We start from the raw sequence: 16,706 nt of genomic DNA, 5'->3' as shown, positions 1-16,706 counted from the left end.
ATCCACCCGTCGAGCCTAACGCGGCCGGGCCCGGCCCCCGTGCGCGGGGGCCGGGCCCGTGGCGTACGTCACGGCCGCTCCGGGCCGGTCAGCGGCCAGGCGCCCACGACCTCGTACCGGGGCTGCTCGCCGGGGACGCCGCTGGTGGGCAGGTGGCTGCGGACCAGGCTCAGCTCGGCGACCTCCCAGGGCGTGCCCTCGAAGGACGCGAGCGCCTCCAGGTACGGGCGCAGGTCGGCGCCGCCGCCCGCCTCGCGGGCCCGGGCCAGGGTCAGGTGGGGTGCGTACCGCCGGTGCTGCTCCATCGGCACCCCGGCCCGGCGGGCGGCGGCGTCGGCCCGCTCGGCGAGCATCCGCAGCGCGTCGAGGTCCCCGGCGGCGCCGGTCCACAGGGACCGGTGGCCGAAGTGGCCGACGCCGTGGAGGCGCAGCGGGAAGGGGGCGGTGCGGTGCGCGGCACGCTCCAGGCGGGTGTGGAGCTCGGGGAGCACCTCGTCGCGGACCTCGCCCATGAAGGCGAGGGTGAAATGCCAGCCCGGGCGGGAGGTCCAGCGGAGGGCTTCGGCGGCCGGCAGGCCGGGTGCGGCGAGCGCGAGGCGGAGTTCCTCCATGGCTGCCGTGGACGGCAGCACAGCGGCAAACAGTCTCATGGGGCGACCCTAGGGTGCGGCGACGGCGGGCGGGGCCCGGTCGCGGGCCCCGGCCCGGCGGATCCCGGCCCCGCGGCCCGGACGCCGGCGGGGCCGGACGGCCCGCGCGGCGGCCGGGCGCACCCCGGGAACGGGGGTCAGGCGACCGCCGTCAGCTCGCCGGGGCGGGCCGGGACGTGGCGGTGGACCACCCGGACGCCGTGCCGGTCCAGGCGGAGGCTGAAATTGCCCACGCGGGCCAGGACCAGGGCGATCGCGGCCGCCGCGGCCAGGGAGACCGCGCCGCCCGCCGCCATGCCGACGCGGGCGCCGTAGGTGTCGGTCACCCAGCCCACCAGGGGCGCGCCCAGCGGCGTACCGCCGGTGAAGACCATCATGAACAGGGCCATCACCCGGCCCCGCATCTCGGGGTCGGTGGCCATCTGCACGCTGGAGTTCGCCACGACGTTGACCGTCAGGCCGAACATGCCGATCGGCACCAGCAGCGCCGCGAACAGCCAGAAGCCGGGCGCGAAGGCTGTCGCCAGCTCCAGCGCTCCGAACAGCACGGCCGCCGCGACCAGCAGCCGCAGCCGCGCGTGGCCGCGCCGGGCGGCCAGCAGCGCGCCCGCCAGGGAGCCCACCGCGATCAGCGTGTTGAACAGGCCGTACGTTCCCGCGTCCGCGTGGAAGACGTCGTCCGTGAACGCCGTCAGCCAGATCGGGAAGTTGAAGCCGAACGTTCCGATGAAGCCCACCAGCACGATCGGCCAGATCAGCTCCGGGCGCCCGGACACGTACCGCAGGCCCTCCCGCAGCTGGCCCTTGGCGCGCGGCGCCTTGGCGACCGGGTGCAGTTCGTGCGCGCGCATCAGCAGCAGGCCGGTGACGGGCGCGACGAAGGACAGGCCGTTGAGCAGGAAGGCCCAGCCCGAGCCGACCGCCGTGATCAGCAGGCCGGCCACCGCCGGTCCGACCAGCCGCGCGGACTGGAAGTTCGCCGAGTTCAGGCTGACCGCGTTCGCCAGCTGCGCCGGTCCGACCATCTCGGTCACGAACGACTGCCGTGCCGGGTTGTCGACGACCGTCACCATGCCGAGGAGGAAGGCGGTCAGGTACACGTGCCAGACCTGGACGTGGCCCGTCAGGGTCAGGACGGCCAGGGCGACACCGGTCAGGCCCATCGCCGTCTGGGTGGCGATCAGCAGCGGCCGCTTGCGCAGCCGGTCGGCCAGGACGCCTCCGTAGAGGCCGAAGAGCAGCATCGGCAGGAACTGCAGGGCGATCGTGATGCCGACGGCGGAGGCGGAGCCGGTCAGCGACAGGACCAGCCAGTCCTGTGCGATGCGCTGCATCCAGGTGCCGGTGTTCGAGACGAGCTGTCCCATCGCGAAGAGCCGGTAGTTGCGGATCCTCAGCGAGCTGAACGTCGACTTCCTGGGCTTGGCAGGTGTGGCGGGTGAAGCGGGTCTTGCAGGTGAAGCAGGTGAAGCGGTTGATGCCGGCGCATCAGGCGATGCGGTGGCACCGGATGATGAAGTAGCAGGGGTGGATATCTGGCCGGGTGCGGAGTCTGCTCCGTTTCCCGTACTCAAGGGCTTTCGCCTCCTCGCGTCGTACGTCCTACAGGTGCGCGAGCTTCTCCAGGACGGGTGCGGCCTCGCGCAGCTTGGCCCACTCGTCCTCGTCGAGCTCCTCCGCGAGCCGGGCCAGGAAGGCGTTGCGCTTGCGACGGCTCTCCTCGAGCATCGCCTCGGCCTCCTCCGTCTGGCTGACCACCTTCTGGCGGCGGTCGTCCGGATGCGGTTCCAGCTTGACCAGTCCCTTGGCCTCCAGCAACGCGACGATGCGCGTCATCGACGGCGGCTGGACGTGCTCGCGCCGGGCCAGCTCACCGGGGGTGGCGCGGCCGCAGCGGGCCAGGGTGCCCAGGACCGACATCTCGGTCGGGCTCAGCGATTCGTCGACGCGCTGGTGCTTCAGGCGCCGGCCCAGCCGCATGATGGCCGAGCGGAGATCGTTCACGGCGGCCGCGTCGTCGCCATGGGAAAGGTCACGCATGTTCCTTAGATTAACTCATTACTCTGTCTAAGGAAAACCGGGTTTCGGAGGGGTATGCACCAGGTCACTCGTACGGGTGAGCCGCGGCCCGAAAGCGACCCGCGTACGCACCTCCAGCCCCGACTCTTTCGGCATGGGGACACATGTGCTGAGCATGCGCATAGACGGGGAGCTCCTGGAGCGGCTCCGGACTCATGCCGCCAAACGCGGAATGAGCGTCCAGGACTATGTGGTCCGGACGCTCATTCGCGACGACTTCGACGAGCGCTTCAAGGCGGCCGTCGACGAGACGGAGAAGTTCTACGGCCTGACGTAGGCCGTGCGGGTGAAGGAGCCGCTACGTGAGGCCGAGGGCCGGCATCGCGTAGTAGAAGACGAACACCGCCGACACCACGTACATGGCCACCGGGACCTCGCGGCCCCGGCCGGTCGCGGCGCGCAGCGCGCAGAAGCTGATGAAGCCGATGCCGATGCCGTTGGTGATCGAGTAGGTGAAGGGCATCATCACCATGGCCAGGAAGGCCGGGACGGCGATGGTGAAGTCGCTCCAGTCGATGTCCTTCACCGAGCCCGCCAGGATCAGGAAGCCGACCGCGACCAGCGCCGGCGTCGCCGCCTGGGAGGGGACCATGGTGGCCAGCGGCGTCAGGAAGAGCGCCACGGCGAAGAGGCCGCCGGTGACGACGTTCGCGAGGCCGGTACGGGCGCCCTCGCCGACGCCGGCGGTGGACTCCACGAAGCAGGTGGTGGCCGAGGACGAGGTCGCGCCGCCGGAGGCGACGGCCAGGCCGTCGATCAGCAGCACCTTGTTGATGCCGGGGAAGTTGCCGTCCTCGTCCATCAGCTTGGCCTCGTCGCCGACGCCGAGGATGGTGCCCATCGCGTCGAAGAAGCAGGACAGCAGCACGGTGAAGACGAAGAGGCAGCCGGTGAGCAGGCCGACCTTCTCGAAGCCGCCGAAGAGGCTGACCTGACCGACGAGCCCGAAGTCGGGCGCGGCCACCGGGTTGCCCGGCCACTCGGGCACGGTCAGGCCCCAGGCCTGGCCCGGCAGGTCCGCCAGCAGCTGGACGGCGACGGCGACGCCCGTCATGGCGACGATCGAGATCAGGATCGCGCCCGGGGTCTTGCGGATCAGCAGGGCGAGGGTGAGCAGCACGCCGAGGACGAAGATCAGGACGGGCCAGCCGTCCAGGTGGCCGGTGCCGCCGAGCTGGAGCGGCACGGTGGTGTGCGCGGCGTCCGGGATGCGCGAGACGAAGCCCGCGTCCACCAGGCCGATCAGCATGATGAACAGGCCGATGCCGATCGCGATGCCCTTGCGCAGACCCAGCGGTACGGCGTTCATGACCCGCTCGCGCAGGCCCGTGGCGACCAGCAGCATCACCACGAAACCGGCCAGGACCACCATGCCCATCGCGTCCGCCCAGCTCATGCGCGGGGCGAGCTGGAGGGCGACGACGGTGTTCACGCCGAGGCCGGCCGCGAGGGCGATCGGGACGTTGCCGATGACCCCCATGAGGAGCGTGGTGAACGCGGCGGTCAGCACGGTGGCGGTGACCAGCTGGCCGCCGTCGAGCTGGTGGCCGTACATGTCCTTCGCGCTGCCGAGGATGATCGGGTTCAGCACGATGATGTAGGCCATCGCGAAGAAGGTGGCGAAACCGCCTCGGACCTCGCGGGCCAGGGTCGAGCCGCGCTCCGAGATCTTGAAGTAACGGTCCAGCACGGAAGGGCCCTGGGGGGAAGGTTCCGGGGTGGTGGCCGTGGGCGCGGGGGCCGAGGTGCTCATTCGGTCCTCAAAAAGTGGTTCGTTTAGTGGGTTCGTACGAGCGAAACCCGTCAGAGGCAAACCGTTTCAGTATGAACACATGAACGAAGTGACGTCCATCTCCGCGCGTAGATGGCAAATCCGGCCGCCTAGACTGGGCGTCATGGCGAAATGGACCCCCACGCACGAGGCGCCCGAGCCCCTGGAGGGGCCCGTCGTCGCCACCATCACCGGCGGCACGATCCTCTGGTTCGCCATGTTCCTCGTCCAGCTCCCCTTCTACGGCTGGTTCGCCGACCGCGACCTGCTGTGGTGGGTGTGGACCTGCGCCGCCGGCGGCGCGCTCGGCCTCATCGGCATCTGGTACGTCCGCTCGCGCGAAGCCGCGCTCAAGCGGCACGCGGCGGAGCGGGAGGCGGCCGGCGGCGAGGGAGACGGCGACGGCGCCCAGGGCCACCTCGGCTAGGACCGGTCCGGCGCAGGCGCCGTGCGAGGCCCCACCCCGGGCGCTACCCGGGGACGATTCCTCTCATCCTGAAGTCGGATCTTCCGACCGCTCGGCGGGTGAACCGTTCGAACGCCGCTTACCGTCGGAAGCATGACGCAGCGGGCGAAGATCGACCACGATGGACCCGAGCGGCGCGACCCCGGCTCGTCCGGCGCCCCGTCCGGCGGCCCGGCCATCGACGCGGGCGCCGAGCTCGACCCCGTACACCCCGTCAAACCGCCCGCGCCCCGGTTCAAGCCCGGCGGCCTGACCACCGCCGAGGTCGCCGAACGCGTCGCGCGCGGCGCCGTCAACGACGTCCCCGTCCGCAGCAGCCGCTCCACCGCCGACATCATCCGGGGCAACGTCTTCACCCGCTTCAACGCCATCATCGGCGTCCTCTGGGTGATCATGCTGATCGTCGCGCCGATCCAGGACAGCCTCTTCGGCTTCGTGATCGTCGCCAACACCGGCATCGGCATCATCCAGGAACTGCGCGCCAAGAAGACCCTCGACGGCCTGGCCGTCATCGGCGAGGCCAAACCCAGCGTGCGCCGCGACGGCCGCACCGCCGAGATCTCCACCTCCGAGATCGTCCTCGACGACGTCATCGAACTCGGACCCGGCGACAAGGTCGTCGTCGACGGGGTCGTCGGCGAGGCCGACGGCCTGGAGATCGACGAGTCCCTGCTCACCGGCGAGGCCGACCCGGTCCTGAAGAAGCCCGGCGACCAGGTCATGTCCGGCTCCTTCGTGGTCGCCGGCGGCGGCGCGTTCACCGCCACCAAGGTCGGCCGCGAGGCCTACGCCGCCCAGCTCGCCGAAGAGGCCTCCCGCTTCACCCTCGTCCACTCCGAGCTGCGCTCCGGCATCTCCACCATCCTCAAGTACGTCACCTGGATGATGATCCCGACCTCGATCGGCCTGATCATCAGCCAGCTGGTCGTCAAGGAGAACAACCTCAAGGACTCCATCGCCCGCACCGTCGGCGGCATCGTCCCGATGATCCCCGAGGGCCTGGTCCTGCTCACCTCCGTCGCCTTCGCCATCGGCGTCGTCCGCCTCGGCCGCCAGCAGTGCCTGGTCCAGGAGCTGCCCGCCATCGAGGGCCTGGCCCGCGTCGACGTCGTCTGCCTGGACAAGACCGGCACCCTCACCGAGGGCGGCATGGACGTCACCGAGCTCCGCCCGCTCGGCGGCGCGGACCCGGCGCACGTGCGGAAGGTGCTCGGCGCGCTCGGCGAGTCCGACCCGCGCCCCAACGCCAGCCTCCAGGCGATCATCGACGCCTACCCGGACAGCGAGGAGTGGCGCTGCACCGAGTCGCTGCCCTTCTCCTCCGCCCGCAAGTACAGCGGCGCCAGCTTCAGCGAGGGCGACGGCGAGAACTCCACCTGGCTGCTGGGCGCCCCCGACGTGCTGCTGCCCTCCGGCGACCCCGCCCTGGAGGAGATCGACTCCCTCAACGAGCAGGGCCTGCGCGTGCTGCTGCTGGCCCGCTCCACCCGCGAGCTGGACGACCCCGAGGTCGCCGGCGGTGTACGGCCCACCGCCCTGGTGGTCCTGGAACAGCGGCTGCGGCCCGACGCCGCCGACACCCTGCGCTACTTCGACGAGCAGAAGGTCCACGCGAAGGTCATCTCCGGCGACAACGCCGTCTCCGTCTCGGCGGTGGCCGGCAAGCTCGGCCTGCCGGGCGCGCAGAACACCGTCGACGCCCGCCGGCTGCCCTCCGACCAGCAGGAGATGGCCGAGGAGCTGGCCCGCAACAGCGTCTTCGGCCGGGTCACCCCGCAGCAGAAGCGGGACATGGTCGGCGCCCTGCAGTCCCGGGGGCACACGGTCGCGATGACCGGCGACGGCGTCAACGACGTCCTCGCGCTCAAGGACGCCGACATCGGCGTGTCGATGGGCTCGGGCTCGGAGGCGACCCGCGCCGTCGCGCAGATCGTCCTCCTCAACAACAGCTTCGCGACCCTGCCCTCGGTGGTCGCCGAGGGCCGCCGGGTCATCGGCAACATCACCCGCGTCGCCACGCTCTTCCTCACCAAGACGGTCTACTCCGTCCTCCTGGCCATCCTGGTGGTCTGCTCGCAGGTCGAGTACCCCTTCCTGCCGCGCCACCTGACGCTGCTGTCCACGCTCACCATCGGCGTCCCCGCCTTCTTCCTGGCGCTGGCCCCCAACAAGGAGCGCGCCAAGCCGCACTTCGTCAAACGGGTGATGCGGTACGCGATCCCGGGCGGCGCGATCGCGGCGGTGGCCACCTTCGTCACGTACCTGGTGGCACGCGCCCACTACACGGGGCCGGAAGCGCTGGAGGCCGAGACCAGCGCGGCGACGCTGACGCTGTTCCTGACGTCGATGTGGGTGCTGGCGATCATCGCCCGGCCGTACACGTGGTGGCGCGTGGGGCTCGTCGGCACGATGGGGCTCTGCTTCCTGATCGTCCTGGTGGTGCCGTGGCTGCAGGAGTTCTTCGAGCTCAAGCTGGTGGGGACGACCATGCCGTGGACGGCCGTCGGCATCGCGGCGGCGGCCGCGGTCCTGATCGAGTTCACCTTCCGCTGGGTCGACCGCAGGTTCCCGGCGTAGGCGGCCGGGCCCGCCATGCCCAGGGAACGGGGCCGGGACCGGGGGGCGGCGACGGCGGTCCTCGCCCTGCTGTCCTTCGCGATGCTGGTCGTCTCGCTCGACCAGTACATCGTCGTGGTGGCGCTCCCCGACATCGCCCGGGACCTCGGCTACTCCGCGCAGACGCTCCAGGCCGTCATCAGCGCCTACGCCGTGACCTCGGCCGGGTTCCTCCTCTTCGGCGGGCGCGCCGCCGACCTGCTCGGCCGGCGGCGCGTGCTGGCCACCGGCCTCGCGCTGTACGCCGCGGCGGCGCTCGCGGGCGGCCTCGCGACCGCGCCCGGGACGCTGCTCGCCGCCCGCGCGGTGCAGGGGCTCGGCGGCGCCCTCGTCTTCCCCACCACCCTCGCGTTGATCAACACCACCTTCGCCGAGGGCCGGGCGCGCAACCGAGCCCTGGGGATCTGGGGCGGCGCGGGAGCCGCGGGCCTGGTGACCGGAGTGCTGCTCGGCGGCCTGCTCACGCAGGCCTTCGGCTGGGAAGCGGTGTTCCTGGTGAACGTCGCCCTGGCCGGACCCGCGCTGCTGCTCACCTTCGTGGTGATCCCTCCGGACGGCCCGCGCGAACGGGGCCGCACCTTCGACCTGCCCGGCGCGCTCAGCGTCACCGCGGGCGTCACCCTGATCGTGTTCGCCCTGGTCCAGGGCCCGGCGCTGGGCTGGCTCTCGCCCGGCTTCCTCACCGCCGTGCTGGCGGGCGCTCTGCTGCTCGCGGCCTTCGCCGTCATCGAGCGGCGCAGCCCGGACCCGCTGGTGCCGCCGCGGCTGCTCGCCAACCCGAACCTGGTCACCGGCGTCGTCATCGCGTTCATGTTCATGGCGACGTTCGGCTCGGTGCTGTACTTCCTGTCCCTCTACTTCCAGGACGTCCTCGGCTACGACGCCCTGCGGACCGGCGCCGCCTTCCTCCTGCCCACGGCGGTGGTGGTCGCCGGCTCCACGGCGGCGGGCCGCCTGGTGACGCGCTTCGGCCTGCGGACCACCCTGAGCGCCGCGCTGGCCGCCGGCGCGCTCGGCGCCGTCGCCCTCGGCCTCGCCATCGGCCCGGACGGCTCGTACGCGGAGCTGATCCCCGGCCTGGTGGTGCTGAGCGCCGGCGACGGCATCGTCTTCACCGCCATGTTCATCACCGCTGCCACCGGCGTCCCCGACCGGGACCAGGGCACCGCCTCGGGCATCGCCTCCACCGGCTCGGGCGTGGGCGCGGCGGTCGGCCTCGCCGTCCTCGTCCTGATCGCGACGGCCGGCCTCGACGGCCTCTCCGGCGAGCAGTTGCGCACGGCCACCGCCGACGGCATCAGCCGGGCCCTGTTCGTGGTGGCGGCCGGCATCGCCCTCACCCTGGCGGCGGCCTACCCCCGCTGCCCGGCCCCGCCGACCCCGACCCCTACGCCGACCCCGGTCCCGTACCAGACCCGCCGCTGCTGACGGGGCCTGCTCCGACGGCACGGCCTACGGGCGCAGGCGCTCGCCGTGCAGGACCGCGTGACCGGCGGAGAACAGGCACCGGACTACGCCCTGGGCATCGACTCGGCCATGAAGTTGGCGGACAGGCCCACGGCGATCTCACGGCACACGCGCTCTCTCTTCCTCCGTACGCCCGAACTGCCGTGATCGCAAACGGTGGACGCACCCCGCCCGCCCGACGGGCTTCGGGCGGGCGGGGTGTCGGCTGCTAGTCGAACCAGCGGTCGCGGGCCAGTTCCGTGGTGCGGGAGGGGTCCTCCAGGAGGGCGGCCACCTCGAAGCGGCGCGGCCACTGGCCCGCCGACCAGGCCAGGCCCGCCGCCACGCCCTCCAGCGTGGCCGCGTGCAGGGTGCCGTCCGGGGTGCGGCGCCAGTCCAGTTCGACGCCGCCCGCGATCAGTTCCTCGTGCTCCAGGTACGTCTCGGGGGTGGCCGGGCCCAGCAGGATCCGTACCGACTCCGGGACCTCGTGCTCCTCGCCCGGCGTGGTCACCTCCGCCGGTACGGTCTGCGACAGCCGCCGCACCTGGAGCAGGTCCGCCAGGTCCGCCGCCCGCGCCGGGGCCACCGGCAGCAGGGCCAGGCCCGCCGTCAGCGGCAGCAGGTCGGGCGCGTCGGCCACCAGCGCCTCGGCCGCGTCCACCACGACCACCTCGCCGTCGACCACCGCGCGCAGCTCGTCGGGCAGGGTGACCTGCTCGGGGTCCAGGTCGGCCAGCGCACCGTACAGCGCGTGCAGCTGACGCCCGGTCACCTCCCGCTCCGGGTCCGCGAGCCGGGCCAGCAGCTCCGCCGCGCCGCCGGGCTCGTCCAGCAGGGCGGCCACCGAGGTCCGTACGCCCAGGGCCCGCAGGACCTGCTCGTCCTCGAAGCCGGTGGCGTCGGCCGCCGTGTACAGGCCCTCCAGCAGCGGATCGCCGCCCGCCGCCCGCAGCCCGGCCGGCCGCCGGCCGTCCAGGACCGGGTGGTCCCGCAGCCACCACGCGGTGTACGGGCGCACGCTCTGCGTCGTGCCGTCCGGCAGCAGCACCCGCACCGGCTGAGTCAGCGCGTCGCGCAGCGGCGGCTGCGCGAGCAGGGCGAGGGCCTGCGGCCAGCAGTCGTCGTCGACCAGGTCCAGGTCCCGTACGGCGACCAGCTCGGTGGCGACCGGCGGCACCGGGCCCTCGGGCAGCTGGTCCAGGACGTCCTCGCACCACACGTCGACCGCGTCCAGCAGACCCGCGTCGTCCGGCTCGGCGAAGTCCCCCTCGCGCGGTTCCAGTTCGTCCGGGTCCAGGACCACGTCGGTGGCCCGCACCAGCTGGAAGCCGGCCAGCACGCCGGCGGCCGTCAGTGTCTGCTCGCTCCAGCGCGCGGCCAGTTCGCCGTCCACGAAGGCGAGCTCGTCCTCGCGGACGACCGCCGCGAACGGGCTCCCGGGCAGCAGGAGTTCACCCGCCGGGGCGAGCTCGCCGTCCTCGTCGGGCAGGGCGAGGGCGCCCAGCCACGGCTCGTCACCGGGTTCCAGGCCGGCGTCCCGGACCAGGCCGAGGACGAGCTCGGCCAGTTCCTCCGGGTCCATGGCCTCCTCGTCCCAGACCTCTCCGGCGTCCAGGGACGCCGCGACGGCGGCCCGTACCTGGGGGGTGGTCAGCACCGCCCGCGGGTTGGCCGCGACCGCGCCGAGCTTCTCCAGCAGCGGGTGCGCGGCGTCCGGGTGCGCGATCTTCAGGCCGATCCGGGTGAGCCCGGCCGGGGTGTCCGGGCCGGGCAGCAGGATGTGCCGGGGCCCGATCGCGACGCGGACCGGGCCGGCGCCGGGCTCGCCCTCGCCGGCGGGATCCGCCGCCAGCGGCACGGGCAGCCCGGTCAGCCGGTCGGGGTCCACCCCGGCCAGCGAGTCGTAGAGCCGGTACCACCACTGCGGCGCCCGGTCGATGCCCGCGATCCGCTCGATCGCGTCGCCCAGCGGCAGCCGGCCCACCCCCAGCGCGCGCAGCTCGGAGCGCCGCTCCAGGCCCGCCGGCAGCAGCGTGGGCAGGACCTCGGCGAGCACCTGCACGGTCTCCGCGCCGGCGCCCTCGACGACCTCGGCCTCGAACGGGCGCAGCGCGACCAGTTCCTCCGACGGCGCCGCCGGCGCGAGGAAGGCCGTCCGCGGCAGCCGCTGGAGGATCGCCTCGCGCAGCGCGCCGTCCAGTGCGCCCCGGCCCAGCGCGCCGGGCACCAGGTCGACCAGGGCGGTGCTGACCGGCCGCCAGGCGCCGAGCAGTTCGGCGTACGCCTCGGCGGCGCGCTCCACCAGGAAGTCGGTCAGCGGCCCCGGCGCCGGGTGCCGGCGGGCGGTGTCCAGCGGCAGGCTGGCGATCAGCAGCGCCGGGACGCCCAGCGGCTCGTCGGTCGGGGTGGGCGCGTGCACCACGGGCGCGGTCTCCGGGCGGACCGGGGCGCCCTCGGCGTCCACCGGCACCGCCCAGGAGACGGTCCAGTACGGGCGCAGTCGCTCCTCCACCGGACGGTCGGCGAGCAGCGCGGGGTCGAGGGTGCCGTGGTGGCGGACGGTGCGCCAGTGACGTACCTGGCCGGCGGCGCTGTCGTCGATGACGGTGAACGCGCCGTCGGTGCGGCGGGTCAGGGTCCGGAGGCCCTCGGGGGTCTCGACCACCAGCTCGGCCAGCCCGGGCAGGGTCAGCAGCAGGGCGTCGTCGATCCCGGTGAGCAGCCGGCGGACCAGGTCCTCGGCAGCGGCGTCGCGCAGCGGCAGCACCACCACGGTGTCGTAGCCCTCGGGCGCCGTCCCCTCGGCGGGCAGCGGCAGCCGCAGCAGCGGCACGTGCCCGTCGCGGCGGCGCAGTTCGTCACCGAGTCCGGGGCTGAACCGGGCGGTCTCGGCGGCCAGTTCGCGGGCCTCGGCCAGGGACCAGCGGACGCCGCCGTGCCGGCCGAGCACGGCGGGCTCGTCGGAGACGGCGAGGACGGCGGCGAAGCCGACGCCGAACCGGCCCACGGCCTGCGCGTCCGCGCCCGCGGCCGGCTCCCGCTTGGCGGAGGCCCGCAGGGTGCTCAAGGACTCCATGCCGGTGGCGTCCAGCGGGGCGCCGGTGTTGGCGGCGGCGAGCACGGGGTGCCCACCCTCGACCGCGTGCACGGTGAGCCGGAGCCGGCCGGGCACCCCGGCGCGGGCGGCGGCGTCGGCGGCGTTCTGCGCCAGCTCGACCACGAGCCGGTCCCGGTAGCCGCCGAGTGCCAGGTCCTCCTCGGCGTTGGCGTCCTCGCGGAACCGGGCGGGCGAGGCCGCCCACGCGTCGAGCACCCCGCGCCGCAACCTGGCCGTGCCGAAGGGGTCGACGCCGCCCGGGGCTGCCGTCACTCGCACGCTCACGTGCTGCCTCCTTGATCTGGGATCCCGAAGGTATCGCGGCCGGTGGCCGCGGGCTCAGCCGGTGGGCCGTACCGCGCCGCGCGCCGCCCGGCGGCCCGCCGGCCCACCGGCCCGCCCGGGAACGGCGCGGCCCCCGGTGGTGAGGACACCACCGGGGGCCGTGGCCGTCACGCGCGGGCCGGCCGGCGGCGGCGGGCGCCGCGGACGCGACGGTCGGCGCCGCGGCCGCGACCGCCGCACACGCGACGGTCGCGACGGTCGCGGACGACCGTCAGAGCTGCTCGATCACGTAGTCGACGCAGGCCGTCAGCGCCTGGACGTCCGCCGGGTCGATCGCCGGGAACATCGCCACGCGCAGCTGGTTGCGGCCGAGCTTGCGGTACGGCTCGGTGTCCACGATGCCGTTGGCGCGCAGCACCTTGGCGACGGCCGCCGCGTCGATGTCGTCCGAGAAGTCGATCGTGCCGATGACCGACGACCGCTTGGCGGGGTCCGCGACGAACGGGCTCGCGTACTTCGACGCCTCCGCCCACCCGTACAGGTGCGCCGCGCTGGCCGCCGTACGGCCGGTCGCGAACTCCAGGCCGCCCTGGCCGTTCAGCCACTCCAGCTGCTGGTTCAGCAGGAAGAGGGTGGCCAGCGCCGGGGTGTTGTACGTCTGGTTCTTCAGCGAGTTGTCGATCGCGGTGGGCAGCGAGAAGAACTCCGGGACGTGCCGGCCGGAGCCGTGCACGCGGGCCGCGCGCTCCAGGGCGGCCGGGGAGAACGCCGCCAGCCACAGGCCGCCGTCCGAGGCGAACGACTTCTGCGGGGCGAAGTAGTAGACGTCGGTCTCGGTGATGTCCACCGGCAGACCGCCGGCCCCCGAGGTCGCGTCCACCAGCACCAGCGCGCCCTCGTCGGCACCCGCGACCCGCTTGAGCGGCGCCGCGACACCCGTGGAGGTCTCGTTGTGCGTGAACGCGTACACGTCCACGCCCGCCTCGGCCTTCGGCTCGGGGTGGGTGCCCGGCTCGGAGGAGATGACGGTCGGCTCGTCCAGCCACGGCGCCAGCTTGGCGGCCTTGGCGAACTTGGACGAGAACTCGCCGAAGGTCAGGTGCTGCGACTTCTGCTCGATGAGCCCGTGCGTCGCGATGTCCCAGAAGGCGGTGGAGCCGCCGTTGCCCAGGATCACCTCGTACCCCTCGGGCAGGGAGAAGAGGTCCCGGATGCCCTGCCGCACCGAGCCGACCAGGTTCTTGACCGGGGCCTGGCGGTGCGAGGTTCCGAGCAGGGAGGTTCCGGTGGCGGCCAGCGCGTCCAGCGCCTCGGTCCGCACCTTGGAGGGGCCCGCGCCGAAGCGTCCGTCGGCGGGCTTGATGTCAGCGGGAATCTGGATCTCAGCCACGTGCGGAGCGTAGCGGGTCCGCACTCGCGTTCCGGCAGCGCGTCCACTCGATGAGACGAGGGGCAGGATGGGATGCGTGACCGGTCTTGAGCGGGCGCTGCGTGCCGAGGTGCGCGGCGAGGTGGATTTCGGTGCGGCGGCGCGGGCGCTGGCGACCATGGACGCGTCCAACTACCGGCGGGTGCCGGTGGGCGTGGTCGCGCCGCGCGACGCGGCGGACGTCGCCGCGACGCTGCGGGTGTGCCGGGAGGCCGGGGTTCCGGTCGTCCCGCGCGGTGGCGGGACCTCGATCGCCGGGCAGGCGACGGGTGTGGGCGTGGTGCTGGACTTCACCCGTCACATGGCGGCCGTCCTGGCGGTGGACGCCGAGGCCCGTACCGCCGTGGTCCAGCCCGGCCTGGTGCTGGACGACCTGCGGGCCGCCGTTCGCCCGTACGGGCTGACCTTCGGCCCCGACCCGTCCACGCACGCGCGCTGCACGCTCGGCGGGATGATCGGCAACAACGCCTGCGGGGCCCACTCGGTGGCCTGGGGCACCACCGCCGACAACGTCGCCGAGCTGGAGGTCCTCGCGTACGGCGGCACCTCGCACCGCCTGGCGACCGGCTGGGACGGCGCTCCGGCCGGCCTCGCGGAGCTGGTCGCGGGGAACCTGGCGACGATCCGGACGGGCATGGCCCGCGCGGGGACGAGCCGGCGCATCTCGGGCTACGCGCTGGACGCGGCCCTGCCCGAGCGCGGGGTGGAACTGGCCCGCGCGTTCTGTGGAAGCGAAGGGACACTCGGGGTGGTGACACAGGCGGTCGTGCGCCTGGTCGAAGCGCCGCGCGCGCCGGTGCTCGCGGTCCTCGGGTACGCCGACGAGTCCGCGGCGGCGGACGCGGCCGCCGGGCTGCTGCCGCACCGGCCGCTGACGGTGGAGGGCATGGCGGCGGACCTGGTGCGGGGGGATCGCGGCGGGCTGCCGCGCGGGGGCGCGTGGCTGTTCGTCGAGATGCGCGACGAGGGGGCGGCGCGGTCCCTGGTCCGGGCCGCCGACGCCCTCGACGCGGCCGTGGTCGCCGACCCGGCGGCCCGGCGCGCGCTGTGGCGGATCCGGGAGGACGCCGCCGGGACCGCGACCCTGCTGCCCGGCGGCGGTGCGGCCTGGCCGGGCTGGGAGGACTGCGCGGTGCCACCGGCGCGGCTGGGGGCGTATCTGAAGGAGTTCCGGGCCCTGCTGGCGGCGCACGGGCTGCACGGGACGCCGTACGGGCACTTCGGCGAGGGGTGCGTGCACGTCCGCATCGACTTCGACCTGGTGACGGAGGAGGGCGTGCGGCGCTTCCGCGTCTTCTCGGAGGAAATCGCGGACCTGGTCGTCGCGCACGGCGGCTCGCTGTCCGGGGAGCACGGGGACGGGCAGGCCCGGGCCGAGCTGCTGCCCCGGATGTACGGGGAGGAGGTCGTCCGGCTCTTCGGCGCGTACAAGGACCTGTGGGACCCGGCGGGCGGCATGAACCCCGGCATGCTCGCCCGGCCGGCCCGGCTGGACGAGAACCTCCGGTTCGAGGTGCTGCGGGGCGAGGGTGCCGAGCGGGCCGAGCGGGCCGGGGGCGGCGGGCTCGCGCGCGAGGTGGTGCGGTGCGTGGGGGTCGCCAAGTGCCGGACGACGGCCACCGGGCCCGGCACGGGGGTGATGTGCCCGTCGTACCGGGTGACGCGGGAGGAACGGCACTCCACCCGGGGGCGGGCGCGGCTGCTGCACGAGATGCTCGCGGGCGAGATCATCACGGACGGCTGGCGGTCGGCGGAGGTCGCCGGGGCGCTGGACCTGTGCCTGGGGTGCAAGGGGTGCCGCAGCGACTGCCCGGTTGGTGTCGACATGGCCGCCTACAAGGCGGAGTTCCTCGACCACCACTGGGCCGGCCGCCTCCGGCCGCTCGCGCACTACTCGATGGGCGGCCTGCCCGGCTGGCTGCGCGTGGTGGCGGCGTTGCGGACGGCCCGTGCGGCCCGTGTGGTCAACGGGTTGGCCCGGCTGCCGGGGGCCGGGCGACTGGCGGGGGTGGCGCGGGAACGGGAACTGCCGCGGCTGGCGGCGGAGACGTTCACGCGGGGGATGCGGGGGATGCGGGGGATGCGGGGCCGGCCCGGTGCTGCCGACGCCGGGGTGCTGCTGTGGCCGGACACCTTCACGGAGTACTTCGCCCCCGAGGCCGGGCGGGCGGCGGTACGGGTCCTCGGTGCGGCCGGGATCGAGGTCGCGCTGCCGGCGGGCCCGGTGTGCTGCGGGCTGACGTACGTCTCGACGGGACGCCTGGACCGGGCCCGCAAGGTGCTGCGGCGGACGCTGGACGTGGTGGCGGGGGAACGGGGGGTGCCGGAAGCGGTCGTCGTCCTCGAACCGAGCTGCGCGGCGGCCCTGCGGACCGACCTGCCCGCGCTGCTCCCCGGTGATCCCCGCGCGGCCCGGCTCGCGGCGGCCGTACGGACCTTCGCCGAGGTCCTGGAGGAGCGCGCACCGCGGTGGCGGCCACCGCGCCTGGACCGCCCGGTCGTCGGCCAGACCCACTGCCACCAGCACGCCGTCCTGGGCGACGCGGCCGAGCGCCGGCTGCGCGAGCGGGCCGGGCTCGTGGGCGAGCTCAGCGGCGGCTGCTGCGGACTGGCGGGGAACTTCGGCTTCGAGCCCGGGCACTACGAGGTGTCGGTCGCCTGCGCGGAGGAACAGCTGCTGCCGTCGCTGCGCGCGGCCCCGCCCGCGGCCGCCGTCCTGGCGGACGGGTTCTCCTGCCGTACCCAGATCGCCCAGCTGGCCGGCCGCCGGGCCCGGCACATGGCGGAACTGCTGGCGGAGGCGCTGGAGGGGGAGCCGGGGACGACGGAGGAGCCGAGGGCGATGTAAGGCGGAACACGGCGAA

Annotated in this window: 11 protein-coding genes; 5 read left to right on the top strand and 6 right to left on the bottom strand. The window is 74.0% G+C overall.

Annotated elements, in window-relative coordinates; translation table 11 throughout:
- Positions 1 to 68: 68 nt before the first annotated feature.
- The 3 genes from thpR to ACZ6KO_RS33265 form a co-directional block, all read right to left on the bottom strand.
- Complete coding sequence (gene thpR / locus ACZ6KO_RS33275; protein WP_469307699.1) at positions 69 to 650, bottom strand: RNA 2',3'-cyclic phosphodiesterase; 582 nt, start codon at positions 648 to 650, stop codon at positions 69 to 71.
- Positions 651 to 787: 137 nt separating this feature from the next.
- Positions 788 to 2,224: an MFS transporter gene (locus ACZ6KO_RS33270; RefSeq protein WP_469307698.1), complete on the bottom strand. Its 1,437-nt coding sequence runs from the start codon at positions 2,222 to 2,224 to the stop codon at positions 788 to 790.
- A gap of 28 nt (positions 2,225 to 2,252) precedes the next feature.
- Positions 2,253 to 2,690 carry a MarR family winged helix-turn-helix transcriptional regulator gene (locus tag ACZ6KO_RS33265; RefSeq protein ID WP_401453731.1) on the bottom strand — a complete coding sequence of 146 codons (438 nt, stop codon included), beginning with the start codon at positions 2,688 to 2,690 and terminating at the stop codon, positions 2,253 to 2,255.
- Positions 2,691 to 2,823: 133 nt separating this feature from the next.
- On the opposite strand from ACZ6KO_RS33265, the gene ACZ6KO_RS33260 reads away from it, so the two are divergent.
- Entirely contained in the window at positions 2,824 to 3,006 is a 183-nt protein-coding gene (locus ACZ6KO_RS33260; RefSeq protein WP_031146958.1) for a hypothetical protein, read from the top strand.
- 21 nt (positions 3,007 to 3,027) lie between these two features.
- On the opposite strand, the gene ACZ6KO_RS33255 is transcribed toward ACZ6KO_RS33260, so the two are convergent.
- Positions 3,028 to 4,482, bottom strand: coding sequence for an NCS2 family permease (locus ACZ6KO_RS33255; RefSeq protein ID WP_469307697.1), 1,455 nt, complete (start codon positions 4,480 to 4,482; stop codon positions 3,028 to 3,030).
- Between the two features lie 142 nt (positions 4,483 to 4,624).
- On the opposite strand from ACZ6KO_RS33255, the gene ACZ6KO_RS33250 reads away from it, so the two are divergent.
- The 3 genes from ACZ6KO_RS33250 to ACZ6KO_RS33240 all read left to right on the top strand — a co-directional run bounded on the left by ACZ6KO_RS33250 (position 4,625) and on the right by ACZ6KO_RS33240 (position 9,010).
- Positions 4,625 to 4,927 carry a DUF2530 domain-containing protein gene (locus tag ACZ6KO_RS33250; RefSeq protein ID WP_469307696.1) on the top strand — a complete coding sequence of 101 codons (303 nt, stop codon included), beginning with the start codon at positions 4,625 to 4,627 and terminating at the stop codon, positions 4,925 to 4,927.
- A gap of 132 nt (positions 4,928 to 5,059) precedes the next feature.
- Entirely contained in the window at positions 5,060 to 7,543 is a 2,484-nt protein-coding gene (locus ACZ6KO_RS33245; RefSeq protein ID WP_469307695.1) for an HAD-IC family P-type ATPase, read from the top strand.
- A gap of 15 nt (positions 7,544 to 7,558) precedes the next feature.
- Positions 7,559 to 9,010, top strand: a complete 1,452-nt coding sequence (locus ACZ6KO_RS33240; protein ID WP_469307694.1) for an MFS transporter — start codon at positions 7,559 to 7,561, stop codon at positions 9,008 to 9,010.
- 247 nt (positions 9,011 to 9,257) lie between these two features.
- Here ACZ6KO_RS33240 and ACZ6KO_RS33235 read toward each other — a convergent pair whose 3' ends face one another.
- Positions 9,258 to 12,413 (bottom strand): sacsin N-terminal ATP-binding-like domain-containing protein, encoded by a 3,156-nt coding sequence (locus tag ACZ6KO_RS33235; protein WP_469307693.1) that lies wholly within the window; start codon positions 12,411 to 12,413, stop codon positions 9,258 to 9,260.
- A gap of 271 nt (positions 12,414 to 12,684) precedes the next feature.
- Positions 12,685 to 13,803: a phosphoserine transaminase gene (gene serC, locus ACZ6KO_RS33230; RefSeq protein WP_469307692.1), complete on the bottom strand. Its 1,119-nt coding sequence runs from the start codon at positions 13,801 to 13,803 to the stop codon at positions 12,685 to 12,687.
- 76 nt (positions 13,804 to 13,879) lie between these two features.
- Between serC and ACZ6KO_RS33225 the strand changes: the two genes are divergently transcribed.
- Positions 13,880 to 16,690: an FAD-binding and (Fe-S)-binding domain-containing protein gene (locus tag ACZ6KO_RS33225; RefSeq protein WP_469307691.1), complete on the top strand. Its 2,811-nt coding sequence runs from the start codon at positions 13,880 to 13,882 to the stop codon at positions 16,688 to 16,690.
- Positions 16,691 to 16,706: the final 16 nt, after the last annotated feature.

It is taken from the genome of Streptomyces sp. NPDC042102 (genome assembly GCF_055582305.1).
Note: the sequence above shows the minus strand (reverse complement) of the source record. Positions and strands in the feature narration are given on the sequence as shown.